Annotated in this window: 15 protein-coding genes; 7 read left to right on the forward strand and 8 right to left on the reverse strand. The window is 70.4% G+C overall.

Annotated features, from left to right (window positions below):
* Positions 1 to 360 precede the first annotated feature (360 nt).
* Positions 361 to 1,002 (reverse strand): DNA-3-methyladenine glycosylase, encoded by a 642-nt coding sequence (locus ACZ470_RS32270; protein ID WP_468432980.1) that lies wholly within the window; start codon positions 1,000 to 1,002, stop codon positions 361 to 363.
* Between the two features lie 158 nt (positions 1,003 to 1,160).
* On the opposite strand from ACZ470_RS32270, the gene ACZ470_RS32275 reads away from it, so the two are divergent.
* From ACZ470_RS32275 to ACZ470_RS32285, 3 genes are all read left to right on the forward strand, one after another.
* Positions 1,161 to 1,943 (forward strand): sporulation protein, encoded by a 783-nt coding sequence (locus ACZ470_RS32275; protein ID WP_468432981.1) that lies wholly within the window; start codon positions 1,161 to 1,163, stop codon positions 1,941 to 1,943.
* A 40-nt stretch (positions 1,944 to 1,983) separates the two neighbouring features.
* On the forward strand, positions 1,984 to 2,523 hold the full coding sequence (locus tag ACZ470_RS32280) for a YbhB/YbcL family Raf kinase inhibitor-like protein (RefSeq protein WP_468432983.1): 540 nt from the start codon (positions 1,984 to 1,986) through the stop codon (positions 2,521 to 2,523).
* 211 nt (positions 2,524 to 2,734) lie between these two features.
* Positions 2,735 to 3,241 carry an HNH endonuclease gene (locus ACZ470_RS32285; protein WP_073937413.1) on the forward strand — a complete coding sequence of 169 codons (507 nt, stop codon included), beginning with the start codon at positions 2,735 to 2,737 and terminating at the stop codon, positions 3,239 to 3,241.
* A 112-nt stretch (positions 3,242 to 3,353) separates the two neighbouring features.
* On the opposite strand, the gene ACZ470_RS32290 is transcribed toward ACZ470_RS32285, so the two are convergent.
* The 3 genes from ACZ470_RS32290 to ACZ470_RS32300 form a co-directional block, all read right to left on the reverse strand.
* Positions 3,354 to 4,301, reverse strand: a complete 948-nt coding sequence (locus ACZ470_RS32290) for an SPFH domain-containing protein (protein ID WP_468432985.1) — start codon at positions 4,299 to 4,301, stop codon at positions 3,354 to 3,356.
* A gap of 150 nt (positions 4,302 to 4,451) precedes the next feature.
* Positions 4,452 to 4,883 (reverse strand): NfeD family protein, encoded by a 432-nt coding sequence (locus tag ACZ470_RS32295; protein ID WP_468432987.1) that lies wholly within the window; start codon positions 4,881 to 4,883, stop codon positions 4,452 to 4,454.
* 94 nt (positions 4,884 to 4,977) lie between these two features.
* Complete coding sequence (locus tag ACZ470_RS32300; protein WP_468432988.1) at positions 4,978 to 5,775, reverse strand: ABC transporter ATP-binding protein; 798 nt, start codon at positions 5,773 to 5,775, stop codon at positions 4,978 to 4,980.
* A gap of 163 nt (positions 5,776 to 5,938) precedes the next feature.
* On the opposite strand from ACZ470_RS32300, the gene ACZ470_RS32305 reads away from it, so the two are divergent.
* Entirely contained in the window at positions 5,939 to 6,733 is a 795-nt protein-coding gene (locus ACZ470_RS32305; protein ID WP_468432990.1) for a hypothetical protein, read from the forward strand.
* A gap of 208 nt (positions 6,734 to 6,941) precedes the next feature.
* On the opposite strand, the gene ACZ470_RS32310 is transcribed toward ACZ470_RS32305, so the two are convergent.
* The 3 genes from ACZ470_RS32310 to ACZ470_RS32320 all read right to left on the reverse strand — a co-directional run bounded on the left by ACZ470_RS32310 (position 6,942) and on the right by ACZ470_RS32320 (position 9,125).
* Positions 6,942 to 7,187, reverse strand: a complete 246-nt coding sequence (locus tag ACZ470_RS32310) for a chaplin (RefSeq protein WP_468432991.1) — start codon at positions 7,185 to 7,187, stop codon at positions 6,942 to 6,944.
* A gap of 158 nt (positions 7,188 to 7,345) precedes the next feature.
* Positions 7,346 to 7,987, reverse strand: coding sequence for a response regulator (locus ACZ470_RS32315; RefSeq protein WP_468432993.1), 642 nt, complete (start codon positions 7,985 to 7,987; stop codon positions 7,346 to 7,348).
* Complete coding sequence (locus tag ACZ470_RS32320) at positions 7,980 to 9,125, reverse strand: GAF domain-containing sensor histidine kinase (protein ID WP_468432995.1); 1,146 nt, start codon at positions 9,123 to 9,125, stop codon at positions 7,980 to 7,982. The genes ACZ470_RS32315 and ACZ470_RS32320 overlap by 8 nt, the downstream gene beginning before the upstream one ends.
* Before the next feature lie 250 nt (positions 9,126 to 9,375).
* Between ACZ470_RS32320 and ACZ470_RS32325 the strand changes: the two genes are divergently transcribed.
* From ACZ470_RS32325 to ACZ470_RS32335, 3 genes are all read left to right on the forward strand, one after another.
* Positions 9,376 to 10,074: an SDR family NAD(P)-dependent oxidoreductase gene (locus tag ACZ470_RS32325; RefSeq protein ID WP_468432997.1), complete on the forward strand. Its 699-nt coding sequence runs from the start codon at positions 9,376 to 9,378 to the stop codon at positions 10,072 to 10,074.
* Positions 10,071 to 11,177 (forward strand): S-adenosylmethionine:tRNA ribosyltransferase-isomerase, encoded by a 1,107-nt coding sequence (locus ACZ470_RS32330; RefSeq protein ID WP_468432999.1) that lies wholly within the window; start codon positions 10,071 to 10,073, stop codon positions 11,175 to 11,177. The genes ACZ470_RS32325 and ACZ470_RS32330 overlap by 4 nt, the downstream gene beginning before the upstream one ends.
* Positions 11,178 to 11,474: 297 nt before the next feature.
* A complete protein-coding gene (locus ACZ470_RS32335; protein WP_468433001.1) occupies positions 11,475 to 12,206 on the forward strand; it encodes a transglycosylase SLT domain-containing protein in 732 nt (243 codons plus the stop codon).
* Between the two features lie 96 nt (positions 12,207 to 12,302).
* Here ACZ470_RS32335 and ACZ470_RS32340 read toward each other — a convergent pair whose 3' ends face one another.
* A complete protein-coding gene (locus ACZ470_RS32340; protein WP_468433002.1) occupies positions 12,303 to 14,828 on the reverse strand; it encodes an ABC transporter ATP-binding protein/permease in 2,526 nt (841 codons plus the stop codon).
* Positions 14,829 to 14,864: the final 36 nt, after the last annotated feature.

The raw sequence follows: 14,864 nt of genomic DNA on the forward strand, positions 1-14,864 counted from the left end.
TGTTGAGTTCTCAAGGAACGGACGCTTCCTTCGTACTCACCCTCTCGGGCTTTCCTCCGGGCGCTTCCCTTCGGTGTTTCCGACTCTATCAGATCCTTTCGGGCCTGATTCCCAGTCGGCGGGTTTTGCCGTCGAGCCTTCGGCTTTCGCCTGTCGGCCTTTCGACATTCACTACGTTAGCCGATTCCCCCGCTCGATTCATAATCGGGCTTCGCGGTGCGGAATTCAGACATGCGGACATGACGAATTCGACCCCGCTGAGGGTGATCGTAGGTAGTGGGTTGGCCGCTTCCGGCTGCAGGCAATCGCCGTACCCGGTTCAAGCGGCTCGGGCTACATTACGCACCTTCCAAGGTCGAGTCAACTTCGGCGGCGGCGGGGTGCATGGGCCCGGTAGGGGCTCACCGTCGGGTCGTTGGTGATCCAGTAGCGCCAGGGGTGAACGGCCCCCTCGCCGGAGACCCCGGTGCGCGGGCCACTGCTCACCTGGTCGGAGGGCACGGGGGCGCCGGTGAGGATCCGTAGCGGGGTGTCGCCGGTGGCGCAGGCGTCCGTGCCGTTGAGTGCTCGGTCGACGCCCAGGGCCGTGGCCAGGCGGGCCGGGCCTTTGGCCAGTTCCTTGTCGTTGCGGGCCGAGAGTCGACGGGTGCGGGCGAGCTCGGCTCCCTCGATGATCTCGCCGGCCCGCAGCAGTACGGCGCTCGCCCGGCCCTCGGGACCGCACACCAGGTTCATGCAGAACCACATGCCGTAGGTGAAGTAGACGTACACATGGCCGGGCGCACCGAACATCACCTCATTGCGGGCCGTGCGGCCGCGATAGGCGTGGGAGCCCGGGTCGTTCGGGCCGTCGTAGGCCTCGACCTCGGTCAGGCGGAGGGCGATCGGACCGTCCGGGGTACCGCGGACCAGGATCCGGCCGAGGAGATCGGGTGCGACCTCGAGGACGGGGCGGTCGAAGAACTTCCTGGGCAGGGGCGTACGGTCGGGGGTCGCGATCATGCCGTCCGAGGGTACTGGAGACGGCCGGTGCCGCGGGGTGGTCACCGGGCGCCGCACTTGTCAGGGTGAGGGCGACGGAACCGGCCACGGCCGGATCGCGTTGTTAGGGATCAGCGGTCCTTGCACAGAAGCGATGGCAGGACGACAGAGGGAGAGACATGGCGTTCAAGAAGCTGCTGGCGAGTCTGGGTGCCGGCGGGGCCTCGGTCGAGACGGTGCTGCACGAGGTCAACGTCGTTCCGGGCGGGGTCGTCCAGGGCGAGGTGCGGATCCAGGGCGGGTCCGTGAACCAGCAGATCGAGGGTCTGTCGGTCGGGCTCCAGGCCAAGGTCGAGGTGGAGAGCGGCGACCAGGAGTACAAGCAGGACATCGAGTTCACGAAGTCCTCGCTGGGTGGTGCCTTCGAGCTCCAGGCGGGCGCGGTGCACGCGGTGCAGTTCGGGCTGGAGATCCCGTGGGAGACGCCGATCACCATGATCGACGGGCAGCCGCTGCGCGGGATGAACATCGGGGTGAGCACCGAGCTGGCGATCGCGCGGGCGGTGGACTCGGGTGACCTGGACCCGGTCAACGTGCACCCGCTGCCGGCGCAGAAGGCGATCCTGGACGCGTTCATCCAGCTGGGCTTCCGCTTCAAGAACGCGGACATGGAGCGCGGCCACATCCGGGGCACCCGGCAGAAGCTGCCGTTCTACCAGGAGATCGAGTTCCTCCCGCCGCAGCAGTACCGGGGGCTGAACCAGGTCGAGCTGAGCTTCGTGGCCGATGAGCAGGCCATGGACGTCGTGCTGGAGATGGACAAGAAGCCGGGTCTGTTCAGCGAGGGCAGCGACACGTTCCGCTCCTTCAAGGTGGGGCTGAACGACTACCAGAGCACCGATTGGACGGCTTACCTCAACCAGTGGCTGTCGGAGGTCGGCAGCAAGCGCAACTGGTTCTAGGCTCGGTTCCCACTGACGTAAACGATCAGGAGGTACCGAGGTGACCGAGCTCAAGCGGCGGCCGCTCCCCCACGACTTCCATCCGCCCGTGCCGTCGTTCACGGTGACGAGCGAGGACGTCACGGAGGGGGCGACGCTCAAGGACGCTCAGGTCCACGCGGCCGGGAACACCTCGCCGCAGCTGCGGTGGGAGGGGTTCCCGGCGGAGACCAAGAGCTTCGCCGTGACCTGCTACGACCCCGATGCCCCGACGGGCAGCGGGTTCTGGCACTGGGTGGTGTTCGACATCCCGGCCTCGGTGACCGAGCTGCCGGCCGGTGCGGGCAGCGGCGCGTTCGAGGGGCTGCCCGAGGGCGCGGTCCACGCGCGCAACGACTACGGCAGCAAGGACTTCGGTGGTGCCGCGCCGCCGCCCGGTGACGGTCCGCACCGGTATGTGTTCACGGTGTACGCCGTGGACCAGGAGAAGCTCGGTCCGGACGCGGACGCGTCCCCTGCCGTCGTGGGCTTCAACCTGCGGTTCCACACGCTCGGGCGCGCCCAGCTGATCGGTGAGTACGAGGTGCCCGCGGCGTCCTGAACGGCGTCCCGCGCGGCTCCGAGCGTTCATGGAACGTTTGCCCGCCCCTGGTCTTGGAATTGATCAGGGGCGGGCATTTTTGTTGCCGGGGGTCGCGGGGGTCAGCTCCCGCAGGAGCAGCAGATATTGCGTTGTCCATCTCGGCGTGCCCGGCCAGAGTTGATCCCAGCCCGCCGAGGGGTGGGCCGGTGCACACGGGAGGTGGGCTGGTATGCGGGACACGCTGGTACTGAACGCGAGCTTCGAGCCGTTGTCGACGGTGACGCTGAACCGAGCCGTTGTTCTGGTGCTTCAGGACAAGGCCGTCGTCGAGCAGGCCCACCCCGAGTTGCGGATGCGTGGAGCCGCGGTCGACATACCGGCGCCGAGGGTGATCAGGCTCTGCCAGTACGTGAGGGTGCCGTTCCGAAGACAAGCGCCGTGGTCGAGGCGGGGTGTCCTGGTGCGGGACAGGCACCGGTGCGCGTACTGCGGCCGGCGGGCGACGACCGTGGACCACGTGGTGCCGCGGTCGCACGGCGGGCAGGACACGTGGCTGAACACGGTGGCGTCCTGCGCGGAGGACAACCACCGCAAGGCGAACCGGACGCCTGAGCAGGCGGGGATGCCGCTGTTGCGGCGGCCGTTCGAGCCGACGCCGGCCGATGCGATGTTGTTGGCGCTGGGCGCCGAGGAGTTCGAGGCGTTGCCCGAGTGGTTGGCGCTGGACGCGGCGTGACGGCTTCGCCGTAGGGGTTTGGGTGGTTCCCGGCCGCCGGTTGTGTGTGGTTGATCGCGCAGTTCCCCGCGCCCCTTGAGGGGGTGCGGGGAACGTGTGTTTTTTGGGGGCGTCAGTCGATGGAGGGCTTTTCGCGGCGTTCCTGGGCGGGGACGTTGGCGGGGGCCGAGGTGCCGTTGCCGCCCATGGAGCCGAAGTTGCCCATCGCGCCGGAGAGGCCCTTGAGGGCGTCGCCGATTTCGCTGGGGACGATCCAGAGCTTGTTGGCGTCGCCCTCGGCGATCTTCGGGAGCATCTGGAGGTACTGGTAGGAGAGCAGCTTCTGGTCGGGGTCGCCGGCGTGGATGGCCTCGAAGACCGTACGGACGGCCTGGGCCTCGCCCTCGGCGCGCAGGGCCGCCGCCTTGGCCTCACCCTCGGCGCGCAGGATCTGGGACTGCTTCTCGCCCTCGGCGCGCAGGATCTCGGACTGACGGACACCTTCGGCCTGGAGGATCGCGGCGCGCTTGTCGCGGTCGGCGCGCATCTGCTTCTCCATCGAGTCCTGGATGGAGGTGGGCGGCTCGATGGCCTTGAGTTCGACGCGGTTGACGCGGATGCCCCACTTGCCGGTGGCCTCGTCGAGGACGCCGCGCAGGGCCGCGTTGATCTCCTCGCGGGAGGTGAGGGTCCGCTCGAGGTCCATGCCGCCGATGATGTTGCGCAGTGTGGTGACGGTGAGCTGTTCGATCGCCTGGATGTAGCTGGCGACCTCGTAGGTGGCGGCCCGGGCGTCGGTCACCTGGTAGTAGATGACGGTGTCGATGTTGACGACCAGGTTGTCCTGGGTGATCACCGGCTGCGGCGGGAAGGGCACGACCTGTTCGCGCAGGTCGATGCGGTTGCGGATGGTGTCGATGAACGGGACGACGATGTTGAGGCCCGCGTTGAGGGTCCGCGTGTAGCGGCCGAAGCGCTCGACGATGGCGGCGCTGGCCTGTGGGATGACTTGGATCGTCTTGATCAGGGCGATGAAGACCAACACCACCAGGATGATCAGGACGATGATGATCGGTTGCATCGTCGGTTCCCCGAACCCTTCTTCGCCTCGGCGCCTACGGCAGATCTTGTGCCTGTGGAAGATCTCGCGGTTGAAGATCTTGCTGGACGAGTCTGACAGACCATCGGTGCAACTGGGGGTTTGTTCGCCCCAGTTGTGTCGCGCGCACGGTCACATGATGATGGCTGTGGCTCCCTCGATGTCCACGACGTCCACTTCCTGGCCGACGTCATAGGCGCGGCCGGTGTCGAGGGCGCGGGCCGACCACACCTCGCCGGCCAGCTTGATCCGGCCGCCGGAGCCGTCCACGCGCTCCAGTACGACGGCCTGTTTCCCTTTCAGGGCGTCGACACCGGTGGCGAGTTGGGGCCGTTGGGCGCGGTGTCTGTTCGCGATGGGCCGTACGACGGCGATGAGGGCGGTCGACACGACGGCGAAGACCGCGACCTGGGCGACGGCGCCGCCGCCGAAGATGCCGGAGACGACTGCCGCGGCGACGGCGCCCACCGCGAGCATGCCGAGTTCGGGCATCGCGGTGATCACGAGCCCGATACCGAGTGCCGCCGCGCCGATCAGCCACCACAGCCATGCGTCGATGTCCACGTGCTCATGGTAGGTCCGCGCACCCCGTCGCGGACAGGGCGCCGATCAGTTTGAACGCGCCTTGCCGCTCGGGGCTTTGGGGTTCGGGTGGGGTTCAGGCCATCGGGAGGCCCTGGGCGGTCCAGCGGTCGCCGACCTGCTCGACGACGAGCGGGAGGCCGAAGCAGAGGGAGAGGTTGCGGGAGGTGAGTTCGAGCTCCAGGGGGCCGGCGGCGAGGACCTTGCCCTGACGGATCATCAGGACGTGGGTGAAGCCCGGGGCGATCTCCTCGACGTGGTGCGTGACCATGATCATGGAGGGGGCGATCGGGTCGCGCGCGAGCCGGCCGAGGCGGCGTACGAGGTCCTCGCGGCCACCGAGGTCGAGGCCCGCGGCGGGCTCGTCGAGGAGGAGCAGCTCGGGGTCGGTCATCAGGGCGCGGGCGATGAGGGTGCGCTTGCGCTCGCCCTCGGAGAGGGTGCCGAACTTGCGGTCCAGGTACTCGGACATGCCGAGGCGGTCGAGGAAGGCGCGGGCGCGCTGTTCGTCGATGTCCTCGTAGTCCTCGTGCCAGCCGGCGGTCATGCCGTAGGCGGCGGTGAGCACGGTCTGGAGGACCGTCTGCCGCTTGGGGAGCTTGTCGGCCATGGCGATGCCGGCCACGCCGATGCGGGGGCGCAGTTCGAAGACGTCGGTGCCGGGGGTGCCGAGGGTCTCGCCGAGGATGCTGACGGTGCCCGTGCTCGGGTAGAGGTAACTGGACGCAATGTTGAGGAGGGTGGTCTTGCCGGCGCCGTTGGGGCCGAGGATGACCCAGCGCTCGCCCTCCTTGACCGACCAGGAGACCTGGTCCACCAGAGCCCGGCCCTCGCGGACCACGGATACGTCCTGAAGCTCCAGAACATCGCTCATGAGCGCAGTGTCTCCCCTTGCAGTGTGGCCGGGTCTCGGCTGTCGCGTACGCCTGTGGGTCGGTCCGCCGCACCCGTGGGCGCAGCCCTTCATGAAATCTACGCCACCGGTCGGGGCGGGCATTCCATCGGTCCGGCTGTTGGGCCCTGTCTAGGGTGTACGCATGCTTTCGGAACCTCGCTCTGGACGTCTTGCCGCTTGGGGAAATGCCCTTCTTGCCGGACTTGTCTCGCCGGATGACGCCGTGCTGGCCGTGGTCGCCGAGGACGCGGTGCACCGGGTGGAAGGGCTGCCGGGTGAGTCCGCGCCGGTCGGGCTCACGCTGGCGCTGGGGCGGCTGCGGGCGCTGGGGGTGACCGGGCTGCGGGTGGCGCTGCCGGCGCCGGGGCATCCGCTGGGGCTGAGCGGGCCGCCGGAGTTCAACGCGCGGGCGCTGGAGGCGGAGGAGGCGGTGGTGTGCCACGGGGCGGCTCTCGGGCTGGTGCCGGAGGTGTACGAGGCCGGGCCCGAGGGTGATGTGCATGTGGAGGTGGTGTGGCACTGCCTGCCCGTGCGGGAGGCGCCGCCGGCCGACGTACCGTCGCTCGGGGAGGCGGAGCGGGAGCTGGCGGAGGCGCTGCGGGAGGCCACGGAGGTGCTGACGCGGCTGGATGTGGCCGGGTCTGGGCCGGTGGCCGAGGCGGCGATCGATGCGTATCGGGCGCGGGTGGCGGCGTCGGCCTCGCGGGGGCGGGAGGTGTTGGCGCCGGGGTATCCGCCTCGGGCGGTGCGGGTGCTGGAGATGGCGCAGCGGGTGGGGGCGTTGGTTTCGCTGGCGGGGGCGCATGGGCACGGGGGTGCGGTGAGTGCGTCGGAGATGTCGGCGCGGGCGGTTGCCTTGCGGCCGGTGGAGCGGACGGCTCGGCGGGCGCAGGTGGCTGCGTACAACTCCGTTGTGGAGGAGCGGGGGGTGGGGTGACGTTCGTTGTGTTGGTCACCGGCGTTGGTGCTGGGCGGGGGGTGGTCGCGCTGCCCGGCGCTTGCGGGGTGCCGCCTGCGCCCACCCGTGCCGCCCCAGCGGCACGACTGCCCGCAGGTGGGCGGGAAGGTGGGGGGGCGCGGCTGCCCGCAGTTGCGTTGACACCCCGGGCGCCCGGTGGGGGCGGGCGGCCGGGGTTTGGGGGGTGTCAGTGGTTGATGGCCGTGTTGCCGAAGGCCGGGTTCAGGGCGCCGATGACGTTGACGCTGTTGCCGGACACGTTGACCGGGACGTGGACCGGGACCTGGACGACGTTGCCGGAGACGACACCCGGGGAGCCCACGGCCTTGCCGTCGGCGTGGCTGCCGTCGGTGGCGGAGGCCATGCCGCTGCCGGCGGCGAGCAGGCCACCGGCCACCATCGTCACGGCCGCTGCCTTCTTCATGATCTTCACTTTCCGAGCCCTCCTTGCGATGACCGCGGCAGGCGCCGCGGCACGCACTGGAGAACGGCGTGGGCCGAGGAGAGATACGGCCGTCTGGGGGACATTCCCACTACGGTATGAATCTCGGATCGGAGGGGAACCTTCCGACCGGCCCCCGGCGTCACGGGTCAGCCGCTGAGGCCGTGACGTACGGCCCACAGTGCGGCCTGGGTGCGGTCCGCCAGGTCGAGTTTCATCAGGATGTTCGAGACGTGGGTCTTCACGGTTTTCTCGGAGAGGACCAGGGCGCGGGCGATCTCCCGGTTGGCGCGGCCGTCGGCTATCAGCCCCAGCACCTCGCGCTCCCGTTCGGTGAGGGATCCGGCGCGTCCCGGTCCTGAGCCGGTCTCCTCCTGGGTGAGCAGCGCACCGGCCACCTCCGCCTGGAGCAGGACGTGTCCGGCGTGCACGGAGCGGATGGCCCCGGCGAGCGCGTCGGGGTCGACGTCCTTGTACACGTAACCGGCGGCGCCCGCGCGGAGGGCGGGGACGACCGTGCGCTGCTCGGTGAAGCTGGTGACGATCAGCACGCGCGCGGGGTGGTCCAGTTCGCGGAGCCGGCGCAGGGCGTCCACGCCGTCCATGCCCGGCATCTTGACGTCCATGAGGATGACGTCGGGCTGCAGCTCTCCCGCCAGGGCGACTCCTTCGGCGCCGTCCGCGGCCTCGCCGACGACCTCGATGTCGTCCTGCACCTCGAGGAAGGTGCGCAGACCCCGGCGTACCACCTGGTGATCGTCGACCAGCAGCACCTTGATTGCGTCAGCCACCGGGGACCTCCATCTCGATCGTGGTGCCCTTGCCGGGCGCCGATTCCACGGTCAGCCTGCCGCCGACCCCGCTCGCCCGGTCCCTCATGGAGACCAGGCCCAGATGGCGGCCCGCCCGGCGGACGACCCGCGGGTCGAAGCCGCTGCCGTCGTCGCTGACCTTCAGGACCGCCCCGCTGCCGCGCCGGTCCAGGGTGACGTCGACGCGGTCGCCCCCGGAGTGCCGCAGGGCGTTGTGCAGGGCCTCCTGGGCGACGCGCAGCACCGCCTCCTCCTGGGCGGCGGGCAGGGCGCGTACACCGTGGCCGGTGAAGGTCACGCGCGCGGTGTGGGCGCGGTCCAGGACCTGGATCTGTGTGCGCAGTGTGGCGACGAGGCCGTCCTCGTCGAGGGCGGCGGGGCGCAGTTCGACGACCGCCGCGCGCAGTTCGTCGGCGGCCTCGGCGGCCAGGGCGGCCACCTGCTGGAGCTCGCCCTTGGCGCGGGAGGGGTCGCGGTCCACGAGGCGGGCGGCGGCCTGGGCGGTGAGCCGCAGGGAGAAGAGCTTCTGGCTGACGGCGTCGTGGAGCTCGTGGGCGAGGCGGGAGCGTTCCTCGGCGATGGTCAGTTCGCGGCTGCGCTCGTAGAGCCGGGCGTTGGTCAGGGCGATCGCCGCGTGCTGGGCGAGGATGCCGAGCAGTTCCTCGTCGTCCTCGGTGAAGCCGCAGGCGCCCTCGGGTTTGGGACACCTCTTGTTGGCGAGGAACAGGGCGCCGATGACCTCGTCGCCGTCGCGGATGGGCAGACCCAGGAAGTCGGCCAGTTCGGGGTGGGCGCTGGGCCAGCCCTCGAAGCGGGGGTCCCGGCGCACGTCGGCGAGGCGCTGCGGGGTGGCCTCGTTCAGCATCGCGGCGAGGATGCCGTGCTGGCGTGGCAGGGGGCCGATGGCCTTCCACTGGTCGTCGCTGACGCCGTCGACCACGAACTGGGCGAAGCCACCGTGGTCGTCGGGCACGCCGAGCGCCGCGTACTGCGCGTCGAGGAGTTCGCGGGCCGAGGCGACGATCGTCTTGAGGACGTCGCGCACCTCGAGGTGCCTGCTCATGGCCAGCAACGCGGAGCTCACCGCGGCTAGGCCGGACCGGGGGCCGTGGCTCATGACCTCACGGTACCGGCGGGCGGTGACAGCGGGATCGGACGTGTGGCGGTCGCCGGGCGGGCCGGAGGGCCTAGGCCGGAGGTCCCGCGGTCCGGGGCGGCGGCGTAGGACCACGGGCCTGGGGACGGTGGCGTAGGGCGAAGGGCCCCGGGTCGCTGCGTCCCGGGGCCGAGGCGGTGGCGGTGGGGCGGTCCCTAGGTTGAGGGCACGCCGATCAAAAGCGGCGTCCGACGACGAGGGGACGGTTGCCATGCCGGTTGCGATCATCACGGGGGCTTCGAAGGGGCTCGGGGAGGCGCTCGCCCGAGGGCTGGCGGAGCGCGGCTGGGATCTGGTGCTCGACGCGCGGGATCCGGTGCCGCTGGCGGAGGCGGCCGGGCTGGTGTCGGCGCACGGCACGCGCGTGACGGCGCTGCCCGGTGACGTCACGGACGCCGCGCACCGCGCGGAGCTGGTGGCGGCCGCGTGGCGGCTGGGCGGGGTGGATCTGCTGGTGCACAACGCGAGCGCGCTGGGCGCCGAGCCGCTCGTCCCACTGGAGGAGCTGCCGCTGGAGGGGCTGCGGCGGGCGCTGGAGGTGAACCTGGTGGCGGCGCTGGGCCTGGTGCAGGAGGCGCTGCCGCTGCTCAGGGCCGCGCCGGCCGGGGCGGTGCTGGTGGTCAGCTCGGACGCCGCCGCGGAGGCGTATCCGACCTGGGGCGGGTACGGGGCGTCCAAGGCGGCCCTGGACCAGCTGGCGGCGGTGCTGGCGGTGGAGGAGCCGGGGCTGCGGGTCTGGTCGGTCGACCCCGGGGACATGGCGACGGACCTGTACGCGGCGGCCGTGCCGGACGACCACGATCCGCGTCCGGAGCCGGCCGGTGTGGTGCCCGCCTTCCTGCGGCTGCTGGACGAGCGGCCGGCGAGCGGCCGCTACGGGGCTCCCGCGCTGCTGGAGGAGCGCCGATGACCGTGACCGTCGAGGTGCCGGAGGAGCTGTCGGCGCGGGTGCCGGTGGAGCAGCGGGGGCCGGGTCTGGAGCGGGACTCGGTGCGGCTGCTGGTGTCGCGGGGCACGGCGGTGTCGCATCACGCCTTCGTGGAGCTGCCGGGGCTGCTGCGGGCCGGGGATCTGCTGGTGGTGAACACCTCGCCGACCCTGGCGGCGGCGGTCGGGGGGTGGATCGGGCACGCGCGCGTGGTGGTGCACTTCTCCACGCGCGGTGACGACGGCCGGTGGGCGGTCGAGCTGCGGGATCCCGATGGGCGTGGCACCACGCGTGCGCGCGCGGGGGCGCCCGCGGGTACTGAGGTGCGGCTGGCCGGGGGTGCGCGGCTGGTGCTGGAGGAGCCGCTGAGCGCGCGCGGGGAGCGGCTGTGGTGGGCACGGGTGTCGGGGGACGTGCTCACGCTGCTGCGGGAGCACGGGCGGGCGATCCGGTACGCGTACACGGAGCGGGACCAGCCGTTGTCGGCGTACCAGACGGTGTTCGCGCTGCCGTCGCCGGACGGGGCGGGGAGTGCGGAGATGCCGAGTGCGGGGCGTCCGTTCACCGCGCGGATGGTGGCGGAGCTGGTGAGCCGGGGGGTGCAGTTCGCTCCGGTGACGCTGCACACGGGGGTGGCCTCGGCGGAGGCGCACGAGCCGCCGTATCCGGAGCGGTTCGTGGTGCCGGAGGCGTCGGCGCGGCTGATCGGTGCGGTGCGGGCGGGGGGCGGCCGGGTGATCGCGGTGGGGACGACGGCCGTACGGGCGGTGGAGTCGGCGGCCGGTGCGGACGGTGTGGTGCGGGCTCGCTCGGGGTGGACGGATCTGGTGGTGACGCCCGAGCGCGGGGTGCGGGTGGTGGACGGGCTGCTGACCGGGCTGCACGAGCCGGAGGCCTCGCATCTGCTGATGCTGGAGGCGGTGGCGGGGCGGGCCGCGATCGACCGGGGGTACGAGGAGGCGCTGCGCGGGCGCTATCTGTGGCACGAGTTCGGGGACGTGCATCTCGTCCTGGCGGAGCGGGGGCCCCTCCGACCGGAGCCGCAGCCCCCTCACACACTGCATTGCTCCAGCAACTACGGGTGAGACGCTGGGCCCCTCCATGTGAGGCCGGGCATAGGGCGCACATCACGTACGAAGAGGCATAGGAGAGACAAACCGCCCACGTGAGCGGGACAGATAGTCCTGTCCGCCCCGATTTATCACCCCCTGATCCACTACCCGCCTTCGTACGTCACACCTTTGCCCCGCGATTTTGCGGCCGCTAAGAATGGCTGCGTCGCTCGGCGCCGTGGGTATCTGCCCGCGGCGTTTGTGCCGGAAGCACCCTGTCCCCACCGGACGTTGAGCGACCTCCGCGCTATTCGAAGAGGTCCCATTCGCATGCCCAAGAACATCCTCACCCGTGGTCATAGTCGTGCCCTGACCCGTCACCACAAGATCGCCGCTGCCGGTGTCGCCGCCCTCGGTGCCGCCGCCATCGGGTTCTCGGCCATTCCGAGCAACGCGTCCACGACGACCACGACCGAGGCCGCCGCGCCCACCGCGAAGGTGGCGTACAGCACCGAGCAGATCAAGGGCGTCCACGCGAGTGTGAACGACCAGCTCGCCGGCGCCAGCGTCAAGGCCGAGCAGATCGCCGCGAAGAAGGAGGCCGCGGCCCAGGCCGCCGCCAAGAAGAAGGCCGCCGCTGCCGCCGCGGAGGCCAAGGCCGAGAAGGCCCGCCAGGCCAAGGAGGCCGCCAGCCGGGCCGCCGAGCGCGCCGAGGTGAAGAAGGCGGCTCCCAAGAGCTACCCCAACACCCTCGACGGCTGGATCCGTGAGTCCCTGGCCATCATGAAGAAGCACGGCATCCCCGGCTCCTACGAGGGCATCCACCGCAACATCATGCGGGAGTCCTCCGGCAACCCGAAGGCCATCAACCTCTGGGACATCAACGCCCAGAACGGCATCCCGTCCAAGGGTCTGCTCCAGGTGATCCCGCCGACCTTCGAGGCGTACCACGTCCCGGGCACCTCGAAGAACATCTACGACCCGGTCGCCAACATCACCGCCGCCTGCAACTACGCGGCCGACAAGTACGGCACCATGGACAACGTCGACAGCGCGTACTGAGGTCGGCGCGGACCTCTTCTCGCGATCACGACGACCGCATACGCCGAAGGGCGGCACCCTCCTGACGGGGTGCCGCCCTTCGGGGTCGTACGGCGCTTACTTGCGCATGACCTCGGGCTCGTGCCGGCGCAGGAAGCGGGCCACGAAGAAGCCGCAGATCACGCCGAGGACGATGAGCGCGCCCATGTCCATGGCCCAGGCGCCGACCGTGTGCTCCCACAGCGGGTCGGTGTCGCCCGCCGTCTCCGGCGGACTGATCTTGTTGAAGTCCAGCGTGGCGCCCGACGCGGCGACCGCCCAGCGCGACGGCATCAGGAACGAGAACTGGTTCACGCCGATCGAGCCGTGCAGCGCGAACAGACAGCCGGTGAAGACGACCTGGATGATCGCGAACATCACCAGCAGCGGCATGGTCTTCTCCGCCGTCTTCACCAGCGAGGAGATGATCAGGCCGAACATCATCGAGGTGAAGCCGAGCGCCATGATCGGCACGGAGAGCTCCAGCAGCGTGAAGCCGCCGAAGACCAGGCCCTCCTCCGGGATCTCCCGGCTGGAGAAGCCGATCACGCCGACCAGCAGTCCCTGCAACACGGTGATCATGCCGAGCACGAACACCTTGGACATCAGGTACGCCGAGCGGGACAGGCCGGTGGCGCGCTCCCGCTCGTAGATGACCCGTTCCTTGATGAGCTCACGCACGGAGTTCGCGGCACCCGCGAAGCACGCGCCCACCGCGAGTATCAGCAGGACCGTGGTCGCCGTGCCGTTCGGGATGATCCGGCCGGTCTGCGGGTTGGGCGGGTTGGGCAGCAGGCCCTTGTCCGCGTCGATGAGCAGGCTGACCGCGCCGAGTACCGCCGGCAGGATCACCATCAGGGCGAGGAAGCCCTTGTCGGAGACGATCACCGAGATGTAGCGGCGCACCAGCGTGACGAACTGCGACATCCAGCCCTGCGGCTTCGGCGGCTTCATCGCCTGCATCGCCGGGACCTGTACGGACTGCGGCGCGACGGCGTCGATGTCCGCGGCGTACATCTGGTAGTGCTGCGAGCCCTTCCAGCGGCCCGCCCAGTCGTAGTCGCGGTAGTTCTCGAAGGCGGAGAAGACGTCGGCCCAGGTGTCGTAGCCGAAGAAGTTCAGCGCCTCCTCGGGCGGACCGAAGTAGGCGACGGAACCGCCCGGCGCCATCACCAGGAGCTTGTCGCAGATCGCCAGCTCGGCCACCGAGTGCGTGACGACGAGGACCGTACGGCCGTCGTCGGCCAGGCCGCGCAGCAGCTGCATGACGTCGCGGTCCATGCCCGGGTCCAGGCCCGAGGTCGGCTCGTCCAGGAAGATCAGCGACGGCTTGGTGAGCAGCTCCAGGGCGACGGAGACACGCTTGCGCTGGCCGCCGGACAGGGACGTGACCTTCTTGTCCTTGTGGATGTCCAGCTTGAGCTCGCGCAGCACCTCGTCGATACGGGCGTCGCGCTCGGCGGCCGTGGTGTCGGAGGGGAAGCGGAGCTTGGCCGCGTACTTGAGGGCCTTCTTGACGGTCAGCTCCTTGTGCAGGATGTCGTCCTGCGGGACCAGACCGATGCGCTGGCGCAGCTCGGCGAACTGCTTGTAGAGGTTCCGGTTGTCGTAGAGGACCTCGCCCTGGTTGGCGGGGCGGTAACCGGTGAGCGCCTTGAGCAGGGTCGACTTGCCGGATCCGGACGGGCCGATGACCGCGATCAGCGACTTCTCCGGGACGCCGAAGGAGACGTCCTTGAGGATCTGCTTGCCGCCGTCGACCGTGACGGTCAGATGGCGGGCGGAGAAGGAGACCTCACCGGTGTCGACGAACTCCTCGAGCCGGTCACCGACGATCCGGAACGTCGAGTGACCGACGCCCACGATGTCGGTGGGGCCGAGCAGTTGGGCGCCGCCCTTGGGGATCGGCTGACCGTTGACGTACGTGCCGTTGTGCGAGCCGAGGTCGCGGATCTCCATGCGGCCGTCGGGCGTCGAGTGGAACTCGGCGTGGTTGCGGGAGACCTGGAGGTCGGAGACGACCAGGTCGTTCTCCAGGGCACGGCCGATGCGCATCACGCGGCCGAGGGAGAACTGGTGGAACGTGGTGGGGCTGCGGTCGCCGTAGACCGGCGGCGCCCCCGCGCCACCGCCGGGGCCCTGCTGCTGCGGGATCTGCGGCGCGGACTGCTGCGGTGCCGGCTGCTGCCAGCCCGGCTGCTGGGCGGGCGGCTGCTGTTGCGGCGCCTGCTGGGCCCAGCCTGCGTTCGCGCCCTGCGCCGCGTACGGCTGCTGCGGCTGGGCCTGCGGCGTGGCGGCCGGGGCGGCGGCACCTACGCCGGACAGCGTCACGCGCGGTCCGTCGGTCGCGTTGCCCAGGTTCAGCACCGTGTCGGAGCCGAGCTCCAGGTGGTGGATCCGCTGCCCCTGCACGAACGTGCCGTTGGTGCTGCCGTGGTCCTCGATGACCCAACCGCGGCCGTTGAAGCTGATGGTGGCGTGACGCCAGGAGACCCTGGCGTCGTCCAGTACGACGTCGCCCTGCGGATCGCGTCCGAGGGTGTAAGCCCTGGACGGATCGAGCGTCCAGGTCCGTCCGTTTGATTCCAGTACGAGTTCCGGCACTCCATGCCCCACTGAGTTGTCCCCCGAGTTTCCCCC

The organism is Streptomyces sp. NPDC031111 (assembly GCF_055570675.1).